This is a genomic window from Kitasatospora sp. NPDC058162, assembly GCF_042884005.1.
Classification (GTDB): Bacteria; Actinomycetota; Actinomycetes; order Streptomycetales; family Streptomycetaceae; genus Kitasatospora.
Genome location: NZ_JBHVUS010000002.1, coordinates 432,664 through 447,780, shown reverse-complemented (window position 1 = coordinate 447,780; position 15,117 = coordinate 432,664). Strand labels below are relative to the sequence as shown.

The window sequence follows — 15,117 nt, the reverse complement described above, 5'->3', positions numbered from 1 at the left end:
GCGGCCGGCCCGGGGCACTGGAGAAGCGTCCCGAGGGATCCTTGCTCCGCCGTCCCGCCCTCGGGGGATCTCCAGCGCCACGGGCGCGCCGGGAGCCACGGGCACAAGAGGGGCTCGACATGGCACCCAGCAACACCAGCAGTAACGACGGCGGTTCCACCCCTGCAAGAACCCCAGGCCCGGACGGCACGTCGGCCCGCCTCCCCGGCGGGCCGTCCGGGTCAGGGTCCGGTACCCACCCCGTGGACGAGGTGCTGCCCCCGGTGAAGCTGATCTCCACCGGGCTCCAGCACGTCGCCGCGATGTACGCGGGAGTCGTCGCACCCCCGCTCATCGTCGGCGCCGGCGTCGGGCTCTCCGCCACCGACCTCGCCCTGCTCATCTCGGCCAGCCTGTTCACCGCCGGACTGGCCACCCTGCTCCAGACCCTCGGCATCTGGAAGATCGGCGCGCGACTGCCGTTCGTGAACGGCGTGTCGTTCGCGGGCGTCGCGCCCATGATCGCCATAGCCAAGGAACACGGACCGAAGAACGCCCTCCCGGTGATCTTCGGAGCGGTGATCGTCGCGGGGCTCCTGTGCTTCCTCGCGGCGCCGTACTTCTGCAAGCTCATCCGGTTCTTCCCCCCGGTCGTCCAGGGCACCGTGATCACCCTCATCGGGGTGTCCCTGCTCCCGGTGGCGGTGAACTGGGCGCGCGGCGGCTCGCCGGGCGCCCCCGGGTACGGGTCCGTACGGGCCATCGGCCTCGCCGCGATCACCCTCGTCGCGGTGGTGCTCTGCAACCGGCTGCTGCGCGGTTTCTGGCAGCAGCTGTCCCTGCTCGTCGGCCTGGCGTTCGGCACCCTGATCGCCTTCCCGCTGGGGCTGGCCGACTTCGGCGCGGTCCAGGACGCGAAGGTCTTCGCGCTCCCCTCCCCGTTCCACTTCGGCGCGCCCGCGTTCGACGCGGCCGCGATCGTCTCGATGTGCATCGTCATGGTGGTCTCGATGACCGAGTCCACCGCCGACATGCTCGCCCTCGGCAAGATCGTCGAGCGCGAGGCCGACGAACCCACGCTCGCCGCCGGCCTCCGGGCCGACGGACTGGCCACCGCGCTCAGCCCCGTCTTCAACGGCTTCGCCGCCAGCGCCTTCGCCCAGAACATCGGGCTGGTGGCGCTGACCAAGATCCGCAGCCGCTTCGTGGTCGCGGCCGGCGGAGGCATCCTGATCGTGTTGGGGCTCTTCCCCGTACTCGGTTCGGTCGTCTCGCTGGTGCCGCAGCCCGTCCTCGGCGGTGCCGGGATCGTCCTCTTCGGCACGGTCGCGGCGAGCGGGATCCGCACCCTCGCGGAGGCCGGCATGGAGTCCAGCGCCAACACCATCCTGGTGTCGGTCTCACTCGGTGTCGGCATCGTCCCGATCGCCGTACCGACCTTCTACGACGCCTTCCCGGAGGCGGTCCGGACCCTGATGCACTCGGGGATCTCGGCCGGCTGCGTGATGGCCGTCCTGCTCAACCTGCTGTTCCACCACGTCGGAGCCACCCGCCGGTCCGGATCGGAGTCGGGGTCGGGGTCTGGGTCGCAGTCCGGGTCCCACCCCGGGACCCACCCCGGATCCGGCCAGGCCTCCGGCGCGACGGTGCCGACGGCGACACCGTCCTGACCGGTCCGGCGGGGCGCGCACCACTCGGTGCGCGCCTCCCGGCCCTCCCCCATAGGAGTCACACCATGGCAGTCCAGCCCCCGCCCGCCGACCAGCGGACCGTGATCGAGAACGTCGCGATCGCCACCGTCGACGCCGTCGACACCGAGTACTCCCGCGGCCACGTGGTCATCCTCGGCAACCGGATCGAATCCGTCGGCAACGGCCCCGCCCCGGCGTGGCTGGACAACGTGGTGCGCCGGATCAACGGCGAGGGCCACCTGCTCACCCCGGGCCTGGTCAACACCCACCACCACTTCTACCAGTGGATCACCCGCGGCCTCGCCCAGGACAACATCCTCTTCGACTGGCTGGTCGCCCTCTACCCGACCTGGGCCCGGATCGACGAGAAGCTCGTGCACGCCGCCAGCCAGGGCTCGGCCGCCGCCCTGCTCAAGTCCGGCTGCACCACCGCCTCCGACCACCACTACGTCTTCCCCAAGGACGGCGGCGACGTCCTCGGCGCCTCGATCGAGGCCGTCCAGGAGCTCGGGCTGCGCTTCACCGCGCTGCGCGGCTCGATGGACCGCAGCAAGAAGGACGGCGGCCTGCCGCCGGACCACGCCGTCGAGGAGCTGGACGACATCCTGGCCGCCTCCGAGGCCGCCGTGGACCGCTACCACGACTCCTCCTTCGGCTCGATGCTGCACGTCGCGCTGGCGCCCTGTTCGCCGTTCTCGGTCTCCACCGACCTGCTCCGCCAGTCCGCCGAACTCGCCCGCCGCAAGGGCGTCCGGCTGCACACCCACGGCTCCGAGACGGCCGAGGAGGAGCAGTTCTGCAAGGAGCTGTTCGGCATGGGGCCGACCGACTACTTCGAGTCCGTCGGCTGGCTCGGCGAGGACGTCTGGATGGCGCACTGCGTCCACATGAACGACTCCGACATCGCCAAGTTCGCCGAGACCGGCACCGGCGTGGCGCACTGCCCCTCCTCCAACGCCCGGCTGGCCGCCGGGATCGCCCGGGTGCCCGACATGCTCAAGGCCGGTGTACCGGTCGGGCTCGGCGTCGACGGCACCGCCTCCAACGAGTCCGGCGAGCTGGGCACCGAGCTGCGCAACGCGCTGCTGATCAACCGGCTGCACGGCTACCCGACCGCGCTGACCGGGCGCCAGGCGCTGCGGCTGGGCACCATGGGCGGCGCCCGGGTGCTCGGGCGGCAGAACGAGATCGGCTCGATCGAGGCCGGCAAGCTGGCCGACCTGGCGCTGTGGAAGATCGACGGGGTCATGCACTCCTCGATCGCCGACCCGGTCGCGGCCCTCACCTTCGGCGCGCTGCCGCCGCTGGCGACGCTGTTCGTCAACGGCAACGCCGTGGTCGAGAAGGGCGAGCTGACCACCGTCAACGAGGACCGGATCGCGCGCGCCTGCGCCCGCGCGGCCAAGGAGCTCGCCTCCCGACCGGTCTGACGGTCCGCCGGTCGGGCCGGAGCTGCCCTCCGGCCCGACCGGCCCACCGACTCCGGGGCGCGCCCAGGGACGGTGCGTGACCCGGACTCCGTACACCCGCCAGGGCGTACGGACCGCGGCCCCGAACCCACGGCGAGGGTTCGGGGCCGCGGCGTGTGGTGGGGGCGGGGGGGGGTGGGGGCGGGGAGCAACGCACAGCGAACAGATAACAGCTGACAACTTTCGTCATCTGTTATCTGTTCGCTGTTATCTGTTTTCTGTTAGTTGTCAGCTGTCATCTGTTACCCGCTCGCCGCCGTCGGCCCGCACCTCAGGCCGTGCGCCCCAGCGTCGCCAGGTAGGCGCGCCAGCCGCCGTGGTGGGTGATCTCGCGGTGCACGCCGCGCTCGACCTCGCCGCGGGCGAGCAGCATCGAGAAGCACGCGGAGCCGTCCTCCAGCGCGATCACGCCGAGCTCCAACTCCCTGGGCTCGCCGGGCAGGATGACGTCCCGCAGGCGCTCCAGGCTGATCTCGTACAGCTCGCCCTCGATCGCGCTGTCGACGGTCGGATCGGCCAGCAGCCCCGGGCAGACGTCCGTCCCGCCGCTGTGGTCGATGGAGAAGAAGCGGTAGCCGGGGGCGGTGCGGGCTGGGCCGATCAGGGCGTCGGCGACCTTGTCGTGGAACGGTCCGCCGACCATCGCCTGGCCGTTGAAGAAGATGCGTGCCATCAGTGAACTCCTCACGAGGAAAAGGCCGTACAAGGCCATACATGGCCGTACAAAGAAAAGACCGTTCCGTACGGCGACGAGAGGACAGGTGGATTCGTCGCCGTACGGAACGGAGCAAAGGGCGGCACGACTGCTACGGCCCGGCAGGCGGCAGCGGTGGCGCCGGCGGATAGATTGGTGCTCAGCCCAGCAGGGGAAGCGCGGGGAGGGTCAGGAAGTCCGCGAACTCCTCGGCCAGGGCGACCTGTTCGAAGAGCTGGGCGGCCTCGCGCCAGCGGCCGGCCTGGTAGGCCTCGTCGCCGAACTCGGCGCGGAGCTCGGCCAGTTCGGTGGCGACCAGGGTGCGGACCAGCTCGGCGGTGGCCTTCTCGCCGGTGTCGGACAGCACGACCCCGTTGTGGATCCACTGCCAGATCTGCGAGCGCGAGATCTCGGCGGTGGCGGCGTCCTCCATCATGTTGAAGATGCCGACCGCGCCGAGCCCGCGCAGCCACGCCTCGATGTAGCGGACGCCGACCTGGACGGCGTTGTGCAGCCCGGCGCGGGTGCAGGTGCCGCCGGCGCCGGCGATGTCGAGCAGTTCGGCGGCGGTGACCGGCTCGGCCGGGCCCGGGTTGTCCTTCTGATTGGGGCGCTCGCCGAGCACCGCGTCGAAGGAGGCCCGGGCGACCGGGACGAGGTCCGGGTGGGCGACCCAGGAGCCGTCGAAGCCGTTGCCGGCCTCGCGGTCCTTGTCCGCCTTGACCTTCTCCAGCGCGGCCGCGTTGACCTCCGGGTCCCTGCGACTGGGGATGAACGCGGCCATGCCGCCGATCGCGTGGGCGCCGCGCTTGTGGCAGGTCCGCACCAGCAGCCGGGTGTAGGCGGCCATGAACGGCGAGGCCATGGTGACGCTGTTGCGGTCCGGGAGGATGTAGTGCTCGCCGGCGTCGCGGAAGTTCTTGACGATCGAGAACAGGTAGTCCCAGCGCCCGGCGTTGAGCCCGGCCGCGTGGTCGCGCAGCTCGTAGAGGATCTCGTCCATCTCGAAGGCCGCGGTGATGGTCTCGATCAGCACGGTGGCCCGGACGGTGCCGTGCGGGATGCCCAACGCGGCCTGGGCGTGGGTGAACACGTCGTTCCAGAGCCTGGCTTCGAGGTGGCTCTCGGTCTTCGGCAGGTAGAAGTACGGGCCGGAGTTGGGGTCCTCGGCGCCCTTGGCGATCAGCCGGGCGGCGTTGTGGAAGAAGTACAGGCCGAAGTCGACGAAGGCGCCGGCCACCGGGACGCCGTCGACCAGCAGGTGGTTCTCGTCCAGGTGCCAGCCGCGGGGCCGGACCACGACGGTGGCGAGTTCGGCGGCGGGCTTGAGGGTGTAGGCCTTGCCGGCCGAGCTGGTGAAGTCGATCCGGCCCTCGAAGGCGTCGATCAGGTTGACCTGGCCGCTGACCACGTTCTCCCAGGTCGGGGAGGTGGCGTCCTCAAAATCGGCGAGCCAGATCTTCGCCCCGGAGTTGAGCGCGTTGATGACCATCTTGCGGTCGGTGGGGCCGGTGATCTCGACCCGGCGGTCCTGGAGGGCGCGCGGCGCCTCGGCGACCTTCCAGTCGCCGGCCCGGACGTCGGCGGTCTCGGGGAGGAAGTCCAGCGTGCCGGTGCGGGCGATCTCCGCCCGTCGGCCCTTCCGCCTCGCCAGGAGCTCCTGTCGGCGGCCCTCGAAGGCACGATGCAGGCCCACCACGAAGGCGACCGCCTCCGGGGTGAGCACCTCCTCGGCCCGATGGACGCGCGGTCCGGCGACAGTGACGACCGGAGCGGCGGGGGAGGCGCCGACGGGCCCCTGAGCTGCAGCCATGAGCAGGACACTCCTAAGACGGTTGAGCCTGGCGAAGGGAGCTCCGGTGGGAACTTCCTCGGGAACTTCCTCGATCGTTACCCACCTGTCGGCGGGTTCGATTCTGTAAGGTGGAGACTAGTTTCCGCGATACAGAATTTCAACGGTTTGTTGAAGAGGTCGCCGGGACTCTACTCCTCCCCGACAGCGAAGGGAACGCCGGTGGTTGCGACCCCCGACACAGCATCGACGACAGGCGCCGACCGCGCGAGCGGCGGCGTGCAGTCCGTCGAGCGCGCCTTCCAACTCCTGGAGGCACTGGCCGACTCGGGCGGCGTGGCCACTCTCAGTGAGCTCTCCACCAGCTCCGGCCTCCCGATGCCGACCATCCACCGACTGGTTCGTACCCTCGTCCAGCAGGGCTATGTCCGCCAGGACACCGCGCGCCGCTACACCCTCGGCCCCCGGCTGATCCGGCTCGGCGAGACGTCCGGCCGCCTGCTCGGCAGCTGGGCCCGCCCGTACCTGGCCGAGCTCATGGAGGCCACCGGCGAGACCGCCAACCTGGCGGTACTGGAGGGCGGCGAGGTGGTGTACGTCGGACAGGTGCAGTCCCGGCGCTCGATGCGGATGTTCACCGAGGTCGGACGGCGGGTCCAGCCGCACTGCACGGGCGTCGGCAAGGCGCTGCTCGCCCAGCTCCCCGAGGACGAGGCACGCGCGGTCCTGGGCCCCAACCCGCTGCCCGCGCACACCGAGTACACCCTCACCGACCCGCAGGAGCTGATGGACCAGCTCGCCGAGGCGCGCGAGCGCGGGTACGTGGTCGACGACCAGGAGCAGGAGATCGGCGTCCGCTGCATCGCCCTCGCCGTCCCGGGCGCGCCCACCCCCACCGCGCTCTCGGTATCCGGCCCGGAGGCCCGGATCCGGGCACTGGAGGAGCAGGCGGGGGCGTCCGCGCTGGTGCCGGTGATGCACCAGATCGCGGCCCGGCTCGGACAGGTCCTGGCGCCCTGACGTTACGTCAACCCCCTTCAGGTGAACGGTAGATCCGGCGAGGGCCGGTGCCCGCCGTTCGAGTGGCGGCGGGCGAGTTGTGCCGCTCTCGCGGCCACGGCTCGGACACCCTGGTGCGGGCGCGGCCCGCGACGGCGCGGGCCGCCGGAGCACGGGAGCAGGGTGGACGGCGTGGAGCAGCACGGAGTACGGGGCGGCGCGGGGCGCAGGAGGTTCGGCCGGGCCGGATTGCTGGCGGCGGTGACGGCGGGCTGCGCGGTGGCCGCGCTGGCCGTCGGCCCGTCCTGGGCGGTGCGGCATCCGGTGGCGCGTCCGGAGTTGGGGGGCGTCGCGCCGGGGGCGCCCATGGCATCCACGCTGCCTGCCGTGGTCGCCGCGACGTCCCGCTCCCACCTGGAGGTCGTCCGGATCGACCCGGATCCGGCGCCACCCGGCGGCGCCACCACCATCCACGCCTTCGTGGCCAATCTGGGCCCGGACACCACCGCCTCGCCGCTCACGATCACGGTCACCCTGCCGCACGGGGTGATCCCGGAGGGCCCGTACTTCCCCGAGGACTGTGCGGTCGTCTCGCGCGGCAGGCAGGTGCGCTGCGTGTTCGGTCCCGGGCTGCCGGACGGGCGCAGCGTGACCGCCCTCGTCCCGGTCCGACTCTCCGACGACCTGCCGTTCGGGGTCCTGGAGGGCGGCTCGGTCGAGGTGCGCAGCGCGGACGACCCCGGTGGCAGGGGCCACCGGGAGGAGTTCGACATCAGGGTCATCGAGACGCCGGGCGACTGACGGACCGGAACGCCCCACCGGTCACCGGGCGCCGGCGAGCGGCTGCCGGGCTTCCGGTGACCGGTGGGGCGGGTTCGTGGCTACCGGTGGAGGCGCTCACCGGTGGACGTGGCTACCGGTAGACGCGGACGTAGTCGGCGGCCATGGTGATCGGGGTGTTCCCCTGCGGGGCCGGGTGGTACTTGCCGGCGCTCACCGAGAGGTTGAGGATCAGGTACGCCGAGAAGTTGGCGCCCACGCCCTTGCCGTCCGAGAACACCTTGACGCCGTTGACGTACCAGTCCACCGAGTTGGCGCCGTAGTAGGTGCCGATGGTCACCCACTGGTCGGCGGCGACGGCGCTCGGGTCGGTGTAGTAGTCGGGGTTGCCGGGGTTGACGTGGTTGGTCAGCTCCAGCAGGTTCGGGTTGTCGGGGTGGTACTCGAAGGAGTCGATCTCCCCGTTGCCGTTCTTCCAGGTCCACAGGGCGGGCCAGGCGCCGGTGCCGGCGGGCAGCTTGACCCGGGTCTCGGCGTAGTCGCCGGTCTTGACCTGGAAGCCCTCGGCGGAGCCCTCGGTGGTCAGGAAGCCGGTGTTCCAGGACTGCTGGCCGTTCTCCAGGGTGGGCCCGCCCGGGGTGGCGGTGAAGGTGGCGACGCCGTTCGCGACGGTGACGTTGTTCTTGTTCAGCCAGTCGAGCTTGTTGTCGTCCGGGTTGTGGTTCCCGTACTTGTACGCGCTGCTCTTGTCGCCGACCCAGCGCTGGCCCCAGTCGATCGGGCTGTTGAACTCGTCGGACCAGGTCAGCGACTTGCCGGCGATCGGGGAGGACGGCGCCGGGGTGCTCGGGGTCGCGGTGGCGCTCGGGCTCGCGGTCGGGCTCGGGGCCGTGGTCGGCGCGGTGGTCGGCGCCGTCGTCGGGGTCGGCTTGGCGGTCGGCGTCGCGGTGGCGGTGGGAGTGGGAGTGGGGGTGACGGTGGCCGTCGGGGACGGCTTGGCGCTCGGGGTCGCGGTGGCCGTGGGCGTCGCGGTGGCGCTCGGCGTCGGAGTCGCGGTCGGAGTCGCGGTCGGCGTCGGCGCACCGGTGCGGGAGACCACCAGCTGCTGCGAGGGCAGGTTGTGCCAGCTGCCGCCGAGGTCCTGCCAGAAGCCGAACTGGGTGTACGTCCCGGCGGGCAGGGTGCGCGCGCCGCTGGTGAAGCTGAGCCCGCTCGGGCAGAGCTGCACGTTGGTGGCGTTGCCCGGGAAGTCCAGGTTGGTGCCGCGCGCGTCGCGCACGCCGACGCCGACGGTCCTGGCGGTGAAGCAGGACGAGGAGTGCAGGCTCAGCGAGGCGGTGGTGGCCCGGCCGGCGACCATGGTGGCGGGCCCGAGCCGGTCCTGGGTGACGGTCGGCCCGGTGGCGGCCTGGGCGCCGGAGACGGACGGCAGTCCGAACAGCCCGGCGCCGGCGATGGCGAGCGCCCCGGTGGCCGCGAGGGCGGCGTTGCGGCTGCGGTGTGACGGAAGGGCGTGGCGGGGCGCGCGACGGCGCCGGGCAGGCTGGTGCATGGGGTGTCCTCTGCCACGCCTGCGAGGTGAGCTGTCGGATTCGGGCTGCAGTTGCCCGGCCGCCTGTGGAGCGGCTTCACCCCTAGCCTCGGCCCGCACGACGATGCGTACGGGCCGGGCGCTGACCTTGGTTCCCCCGCTCCCGTCCGCTGTGGTGCTCGGGTGCCCGCCGGCGGGTGGACGGGACTCGGCGTCCCGGCGGCGGGGTCCGCGACAGCGGACGACGGTTGCAGGCTAGGCAGGCCGTCCGTGAACGGACAACCCGATCAAGCCGGTTGTCGCACAGCTCACAGTGGTGTCGATCAACGACACTGCGTGGCGGCCGAGTTGATCAAACGCGTCGCCCCCTGGTCCGCCGCCGCGGCGGTGGGGGTTCAGCCGAGCCAGGCCGCCACCTGGGCTTCGGCGTCCGGCGACCAGGCCAGCTCCAGGTGGTTGAGCCCGGTGAGCAGCCGGGTGCCGCCGACCGTGCCGATGCCGGTGGTGTCCAGGGCGCTCGCGGTGAACACGATGCCGTCGCTGGGCCCGCGGTTCTCGTCGAGCACGCCCGGGATGTCCGCGGCGCCACCCGCGAGCAGGTAGGTGGGCACCGAGGCGGGGATCCCGGCCCGCTGGAGCGGGGCGATCAGCGAGCCGGCGTCGATGGCCGCATGGATGCCCTGCCCGGAGGTGTAGAAGCCCTGGCCGCCGTAGTAGGTGGTCCACCAGTCCTGGGCGGTGGTGTCCACCCCGTAGACGGCGTCCCAGCGGGCGAGCAGCTGGCGCTGGCCCGGGTAGCAGTCGCTGCCGCCGGTCGGCAGCACCCCGAGGCAGGGCTGCGCGGTGTACGTGCCGTAGCAGGTCATGGTCAGGTGCGGGGACGGCGCGTTTGCCGTGCCGCCGCAGGCCGGCCAGATCGCCGGGTCGAAGTCCCAGCCGTGCGCGTACACGTAGTCGAGCCCGCCGTGCGGCCCGCCGAGGGTGACCAGTCGGCGCACGTCGCCCGCGTACGCCCGCCCCCAGGACGGGCGCACCGAGGACACGTACGCCCGGGCGGCCACCTCGCCCTTGCTCCAGGCCACCACGTCGACCTGGGGCACCCCGAGCCGGGCCCGGATCAGCGCGATCGCGTCCCCGACGGCCTGGGCCTGGAGCAGGTTGTCGCCGTGCTTGTGGGCGAACCCGATGGCGAACACCCGGTGCCCGCCGCCCGCCAGGTACTGGGCGAGACCGGTGGACGGGCAGGCGGACGCCCCGCAGGTGCCGCCCTCCCCCGGGTTCGCCCAGGCGCGGTCGGCGTTGTCGTTGGCGCCGTGGACCAGCAGGACGGGGGTACCGGTGCCGCCGGCGTCCCATCCGGCGGCGGAGTACAGCAGGAAGCGGCCGGAGGAGGGCTCGCCGGTGCCGAAGTAGGTGCGGCGGGCGCCGTCCTGGTCGCCCCGGCCATCGGCGGGGAACTGCTCGGTGCGGAAGCCCGGGGTGGGGTCGAGGTAGCGCTCGACCCTGGCCCAGCCGTTGCCGGGGGTGGGGAAGGTCGCTTCGAGGGTGAGGGGGGCGGCGGGGACGGCGGGGACGGCTGCGGTAGCGGGGGTGGCCGCTGCTCCGGCGGTGGGGGCGCCGAGGAGCAGGGCGGTGAGGGTCAGGAGCAGCGCGGCGAGCGCGGCGGGGACGCGGCTACGGGTGGGGGTACGTCTCATGGGCGTGGACGGTAGGACCGGCGCCCGGTCCGCGCCCATGTGCCGGTCGCACACGGTGAGCAGTACGGCGGTGGCGGACCGTACCGTGGCCGCCGTGGCGCGGGGCCGCCCGAAGTCCGCCCGGTCGGATAAATTGGAACCCTGGGATTTTCCGCGGTGCACAAGAGCACCGGGGCCCGCACTGTACGACCTGTCCCACCCGCAGTACCCGCACCACCCGCACGGTCCGCACCACCCGTCCCCCGCTCCAGAAAAGAGGTCCCGCCCCACCATGACCGCGTCCCTGCCCGCCTTCGCCGGCCGTACCTACGTCTTCCGGGCCGACAACGGCGCAGCCTTCCGCAACTCCTACTCGGCCGACGGCACCCGGCTGCGCTGGGAGGGTCTCGGCGAGTCGGCGGGCCAGTGGGAGGACGTGCGGCTGCACGTGGCCGAAGTCGCACCGGAGATCTACTTCATCAGCTGGACGGAGCAGAGCGGGATCACCGTGAGCCACGTGATGGACCTCAACGCACTGACCGTACGGGCCTTCTGGACCTTCGAGGGCGAGGGCGGCCGGGTCGGCCAGCTGCACACCGGGACGCTGGAGCGGGTCGCCTGACCGGCGCCGGAACGGACTGAACCCCCGGGAGCCGCGGCTCCCGGGGGTTCGGTGTCGTGCGCGCTGTCGTGTGCCAGCCGTGGTGTGCCCCGCCGGCGTGGGCGCCGTGGACGGCTCAGACGGCCTGGCCCGGCTGGTTCGGCTGATTCGCCTGACCCGGGTGGCCCGGCTGGTTCGGGACCTTGAGGTGCTGGGACAGCCACTCCAGCGAGGACGGCAGCAGGGCACTCCAGGTCTCGAAGTTGTGGCCGCCGTTCTCGAGCATGCTGTAGGAGACCTTCATCGGGCTCTGCACCGCGTCGATGAACGCCTCGGTGTCCTGCTTGTAGTTGCCGTCGCCCTTCTTGGTGCCGGCCAGCAGCACGGAGATGTTCGGCTGCGGCATGTTCTTCAGCCGCCACATCAGGTTGGCCTCGTTGCGGCGCTGCTTGCTGCCGCCGAAGAGGTCACCGGTGGTCGGGTCGTCGGCGGCGTCGTAGTAGCCGGACAGGGCGACCGCGGTCGGGAAGACGTCCGGGTGCCGCATGGCCATCTTGACCGCGCAGTAGCCGCCGGTCGAGTTGCCCATGAACGCCCAGGCCTGCGGATCGGTCGAGACCCGGTAGCTCGCCTGGATCGCCGAGGTGACGTCCTTGGTGAAGTAGGTGTCGGACTGGGCCCCGCCCGGGATGTCCTCACACTCGGTGTCCTGCGGCAGAGCGGGTGAGGGCTGCAACATCACCATGACGGTCGGCTGCATCCGGCCCTCCTGCAGCAACTTGAGCGCTGCGCCGGGGTAGTTGAAGCGGGTGATCAGGTTCTCGGCGATTCCTGGGAACCCGGTGCTGACGATCACGGCCGGGAACTGCTTCTGCGCGTACTCGGGCTGGAAGTACTGCGGCGGCAAGTAGACGTAGCCCTCGGTCGAGAGCCGGCTCTCCTTGCCGTCGATCCGGACCTTGCGGATCTCGCCGGACTGGCCGGGCTCACGGCCCATCGCGCCGCCGCCCTTGACCGAGGCCTGGCCTATGGTCTCGACCAGCAGTCGGCCGGAGGCGTCGGCCTTGTTGTGGATGACCACCGGGCCGGTGCTGCCGGTTCCCAGCAGATCGTCCCAACTGCTGTAGAAGGCGAAGTAGTTGTTCGCCACCAGCCCGAGCGCGGCGAGCACCGCCAGCTGGGTGGCGAGCAGCGTGCCGATCCGGCCGAGCACCGCCTGCCAGCTCTTCCGGGCGAGTCTGGGCCACAGCCAGACCGTGCCGACCATCATCACGACCGCTATCAGTACGGCCAGTGCCAGCACCTTGTGGCTCGTCAGACCCATGTCCCAGTTGCTCCCACGCTTCGAACTCCACGCCCCCTCCGCTCAGGGACATCCGAGGAGGTCACCCCGGTTCCCCCACCGGGGCGCGAGCACCAACCCTAGCGGGAGCTGGGAGGAAGCTGATGGGGGGCTGCGGGGGGCGGGGACGGGGGGACGGGCGACAGGGGCCAGCGAACAAATGACAGAGTTCAGATTTCAGATAACAGATTTCGAAAGTTGTTATCTGTTAGCTGTTATCTGAAATCTGTCAGCTGTCAGCTGCCACTCCCCTGCCGGCGCCCCTCCCAGAGCCGCAGCCCCGCCGTGAGCTCGCGCATGCAGCGGGCACCGAGGTCCTGCGGGGAGCCCGGGCCGGTGACCGCGGCGTCGGAGCCGGCCCACTGCTCCAGCGCGACCCTGATCGCCGCCGTGGCCGCGGCGGCGGCCAGCCGGATCTCCAGCGGGTCGGCGCCCTCCGGACAGCGGGCGGCCAGCACCTCCCGCAACCGCGCCTCCGACCCCGCGTGGACCCGCTGCCAGGTGCCCTCCAGCCGTGGGTCGCGCAGCAGACTGCGGGTCCAGTGCATCGCCTCGACGGCCCCGTCGTCGGCCGGGGTCAGCGATTCGACGGCCGAGCGCTCCAGCGCCTCGCGCGGCGGGAGGTCGGTCGGGCTCTCGGCCAGCAGGTCCACCCAGCGCTGTCCGCCAGCGGCCAGGAGCGGGGCGACGGCGTCCTCCTTGACGGAGAAGTACCGGTAGAAGGTGCGCAGCGAGATGCCCGCCGCGGCGGCGATCTCCTCGGCGGTGGTCGCCTCGGCGCCCTGCTCGGCGAAGAGCGCGGCGGCGGTGCGGGCGATCTCCAGCCGGGTGGCGTCACGGCGGCGCTGGGTCAGGGTCGGGCGTCCGGTCACAGGGGTCAGCGTACGCAGCCGATCACCCACCTGACACACCGCGCCGCAATGTCCCATTGAGACTTATTGGCACAACGTGCCATCCAGGCGTACCGTGTCTCTTGAGGTCGAGAGACCACGAACGAAGGAGTACCACCATGGAGCGCTTCAGCGGACGGAACGTCCTGATCACCGGCGGCGGCTCTGGCATCGGCCAGGCGACCGTGCACCGGATCCTCGCCGAGGGCGGCACGGTCGTCGCCGTCGACGTCAACGAGGACGGCCTGAAGAAGACCCTGGACCGCGCGACCGCCGAGGGCACCGCCGACCGTCTGACGATCCAGGTCCTGGACATCTCGGACGAGGCCGCCGTGGTGGCGGGCGTCGCCGAGGCCGTCGCGGGCCTGGGCGGTCTGGACGTCCTGGTCAACGCGGCCGGCATCCTCCGCTCCTCGCACACCCACGAGACCACCCTGGAGTTCTGGAACAAGCTCCTCGCGGTGAACCTGACCGGCACCTTCCTGATGACCCGCGAGGCGCTACCCGCGCTGCTCGCGACCGGCAAGGGCGTGGTGGTCAACTTCAGCTCCACCTCGGCGAGCTTCGCCCACCCGTACATGGCCGCCTACGCCGCGACCAAGGGCGGCATCCAATCCTTCACCCACGCGATCGCCTCGGAGTACTCGAAGCAGGGCCTGCGCGCGGTCTGCGTCGCGCCGGGCAGCATCGACAGCGGCATGACCAACAACCCGGGCCTGCCCGCCGACGCCGACTTCAGCCTGCTCGCCAAGCTCGCCCCCGCCCTCGGCCACGGCTTCGCGGGCCCGGAGACGGTGGCCGGCGTGATCGCGATGCTGGCCTCCGACGACGGCGCCTTCGTCACCGGCACCGAGCTCCGGATCGACGGCGGCACCCACATGTGAGCCGCCGGTCCGGTCGACGGCGGGGCCTGTGCCATCCCCCATCTGGCACAGGCCCCGTCGGCGGCCTCAGCGTTCGTCGGCGGCCTGAAGGCCTCAGCCGGTGGTCCGGGCCCGGGCGTGGCGACCGTTCGGCGCCGCGCCCCGCCGGGCGGCGCGATGCGCGGCGAGGGCGTTGCCGACCGCGGCGACCGCGGCCCCGACCAGCAGGAACGCCACCGCCAGCAGGAAGCTCGCCCCGGCGATCCGGCGGTAACCGCCGTGCCGGGCGGGGTCGAGGAACGGGTACGGGTACCAGTCGGCGGCGCGGCCTCGGAGCAGCGCGTACGCCAGGTAGACCAGCGGGAACGCCAGCCAGCCGAGCACGACCCGGGGGCGGACGGGCCGCGCGGGCGGGTCGATCAGCCAGTCGGCGAGCACGAGCAGCGGCATCACCCGGTGGAGCACGTCGTCCACCCACGGGATCACCAGCGGCGCCGGGTACGTCGCCAGCAGCGTCCCGTAGGCCAGACCGGTGACCGCCAGGTAGAGCACCACCGCCCCGCGCACCGCGTCCGGTACGGGCCGGCGGCCGGTCAGCCCGGCCCAGCCGCCGTAGCCCAGGACGGCCAGCCCCGCGAGGTTGGCGAGGTTGGTGAAGTAGCTGAGGAAGTTCACCACCCCGGAGCCGTCGGTCGCCGCGTGGTAGCCGGAGAAGCAGAGGGCGACGGCGAGGAAGGCCGCGACGGCGAGCCTGGCGGGAGCGAGCCACGAGTGCATCGTCGGAACCGCCTCTCTGGGGCGTGGTCCGGG

General features: G+C 72.0%; 13 protein-coding genes and 1 riboswitch. Of the genes, 6 read left to right on the top strand and 7 right to left on the bottom strand.

The window, feature by feature from the left end; all coding sequences use genetic code 11:
* The first annotated feature begins 119 nt into the window (after positions 1–119).
* Both ACFVXG_RS05500 and ACFVXG_RS05495 read left to right on the top strand, forming a co-directional pair.
* A complete protein-coding gene (locus tag ACFVXG_RS05500; protein WP_387924572.1) occupies positions 120–1,649 on the top strand; it encodes a nucleobase:cation symporter-2 family protein in 1,530 nt (509 codons plus the stop codon).
* A 65-nt stretch (positions 1,650–1,714) separates the two neighbouring features.
* Positions 1,715–3,100: an 8-oxoguanine deaminase gene (locus ACFVXG_RS05495; protein WP_387924570.1), complete on the top strand. Its 1,386-nt coding sequence runs from the start codon at positions 1,715–1,717 to the stop codon at positions 3,098–3,100.
* Between the two features lie 310 nt (positions 3,101–3,410).
* Here ACFVXG_RS05495 and ACFVXG_RS05490 read toward each other — a convergent pair whose 3' ends face one another.
* Together ACFVXG_RS05490 and aceB are read right to left on the bottom strand one after the other, a co-directional pair.
* Positions 3,411–3,812 (bottom strand): gamma-glutamylcyclotransferase, encoded by a 402-nt coding sequence (locus tag ACFVXG_RS05490; protein WP_387924568.1) that lies wholly within the window; start codon positions 3,810–3,812, stop codon positions 3,411–3,413.
* A 181-nt stretch (positions 3,813–3,993) separates the two neighbouring features.
* Positions 3,994–5,646, bottom strand: coding sequence for a malate synthase A (aceB, locus tag ACFVXG_RS05485; protein WP_387924566.1), 1,653 nt, complete (start codon positions 5,644–5,646; stop codon positions 3,994–3,996).
* A gap of 201 nt (positions 5,647–5,847) precedes the next feature.
* On the opposite strand from aceB, the gene ACFVXG_RS05480 reads away from it, so the two are divergent.
* Both ACFVXG_RS05480 and ACFVXG_RS05475 read left to right on the top strand, forming a co-directional pair.
* Positions 5,848–6,645, top strand: coding sequence for an IclR family transcriptional regulator (locus ACFVXG_RS05480; protein WP_380521128.1), 798 nt, complete (start codon positions 5,848–5,850; stop codon positions 6,643–6,645).
* 171 nt (positions 6,646–6,816) lie between these two features.
* A complete protein-coding gene (locus ACFVXG_RS05475) occupies positions 6,817–7,425 on the top strand; it encodes a hypothetical protein (RefSeq protein ID WP_387924564.1) in 609 nt (202 codons plus the stop codon).
* Between the two features lie 112 nt (positions 7,426–7,537).
* On the opposite strand, the gene ACFVXG_RS05470 is transcribed toward ACFVXG_RS05475, so the two are convergent.
* Both ACFVXG_RS05470 and ACFVXG_RS05465 read right to left on the bottom strand, forming a co-directional pair.
* Positions 7,538–8,956, bottom strand: coding sequence for a hypothetical protein (locus ACFVXG_RS05470; RefSeq protein WP_387924562.1), 1,419 nt, complete (start codon positions 8,954–8,956; stop codon positions 7,538–7,540).
* Between the two features lies 1 nt (position 8,957).
* Positions 8,958–9,082, bottom strand: a riboswitch (cyclic di-AMP (ydaO/yuaA leader).
* A gap of 248 nt (positions 9,083–9,330) precedes the next feature.
* The gene (locus tag ACFVXG_RS05465) at positions 9,331–10,632 is read right to left on the bottom strand and encodes an esterase/lipase family protein (RefSeq protein ID WP_387924560.1); all 1,302 of its coding nucleotides are present in this window, start codon (positions 10,630–10,632) and stop codon (positions 9,331–9,333) included.
* Between the two features lie 271 nt (positions 10,633–10,903).
* On the opposite strand from ACFVXG_RS05465, the gene ACFVXG_RS05460 reads away from it, so the two are divergent.
* Positions 10,904–11,233 carry a MoaF N-terminal domain-containing protein gene (locus ACFVXG_RS05460; RefSeq protein WP_223243450.1) on the top strand — a complete coding sequence of 110 codons (330 nt, stop codon included), beginning with the start codon at positions 10,904–10,906 and terminating at the stop codon, positions 11,231–11,233.
* A gap of 115 nt (positions 11,234–11,348) precedes the next feature.
* Here the strand turns inward: ACFVXG_RS05460 and ACFVXG_RS05455 are convergent, their stop codons facing one another.
* Together ACFVXG_RS05455 and ACFVXG_RS05450 are read right to left on the bottom strand one after the other, a co-directional pair.
* Positions 11,349–12,536 carry an alpha/beta hydrolase-fold protein gene (locus ACFVXG_RS05455; RefSeq protein ID WP_387924558.1) on the bottom strand — a complete coding sequence of 396 codons (1,188 nt, stop codon included), beginning with the start codon at positions 12,534–12,536 and terminating at the stop codon, positions 11,349–11,351.
* 254 nt (positions 12,537–12,790) lie between these two features.
* Positions 12,791–13,426: a TetR/AcrR family transcriptional regulator gene (locus tag ACFVXG_RS05450; RefSeq protein ID WP_387924556.1), complete on the bottom strand. Its 636-nt coding sequence runs from the start codon at positions 13,424–13,426 to the stop codon at positions 12,791–12,793.
* A gap of 137 nt (positions 13,427–13,563) precedes the next feature.
* Here ACFVXG_RS05450 and ACFVXG_RS05445 point away from each other — a divergent pair, with 137 nt between their 5' ends.
* Positions 13,564–14,328, top strand: coding sequence for an SDR family NAD(P)-dependent oxidoreductase (locus ACFVXG_RS05445; protein ID WP_387924554.1), 765 nt, complete (start codon positions 13,564–13,566; stop codon positions 14,326–14,328).
* Positions 14,329–14,421: 93 nt separating this feature from the next.
* On the opposite strand, the gene ACFVXG_RS05440 is transcribed toward ACFVXG_RS05445, so the two are convergent.
* Positions 14,422–15,084, bottom strand: a complete 663-nt coding sequence (locus ACFVXG_RS05440; protein WP_387924552.1) for a Pr6Pr family membrane protein — start codon at positions 15,082–15,084, stop codon at positions 14,422–14,424.
* Positions 15,085–15,117 lie beyond the last annotated feature (33 nt).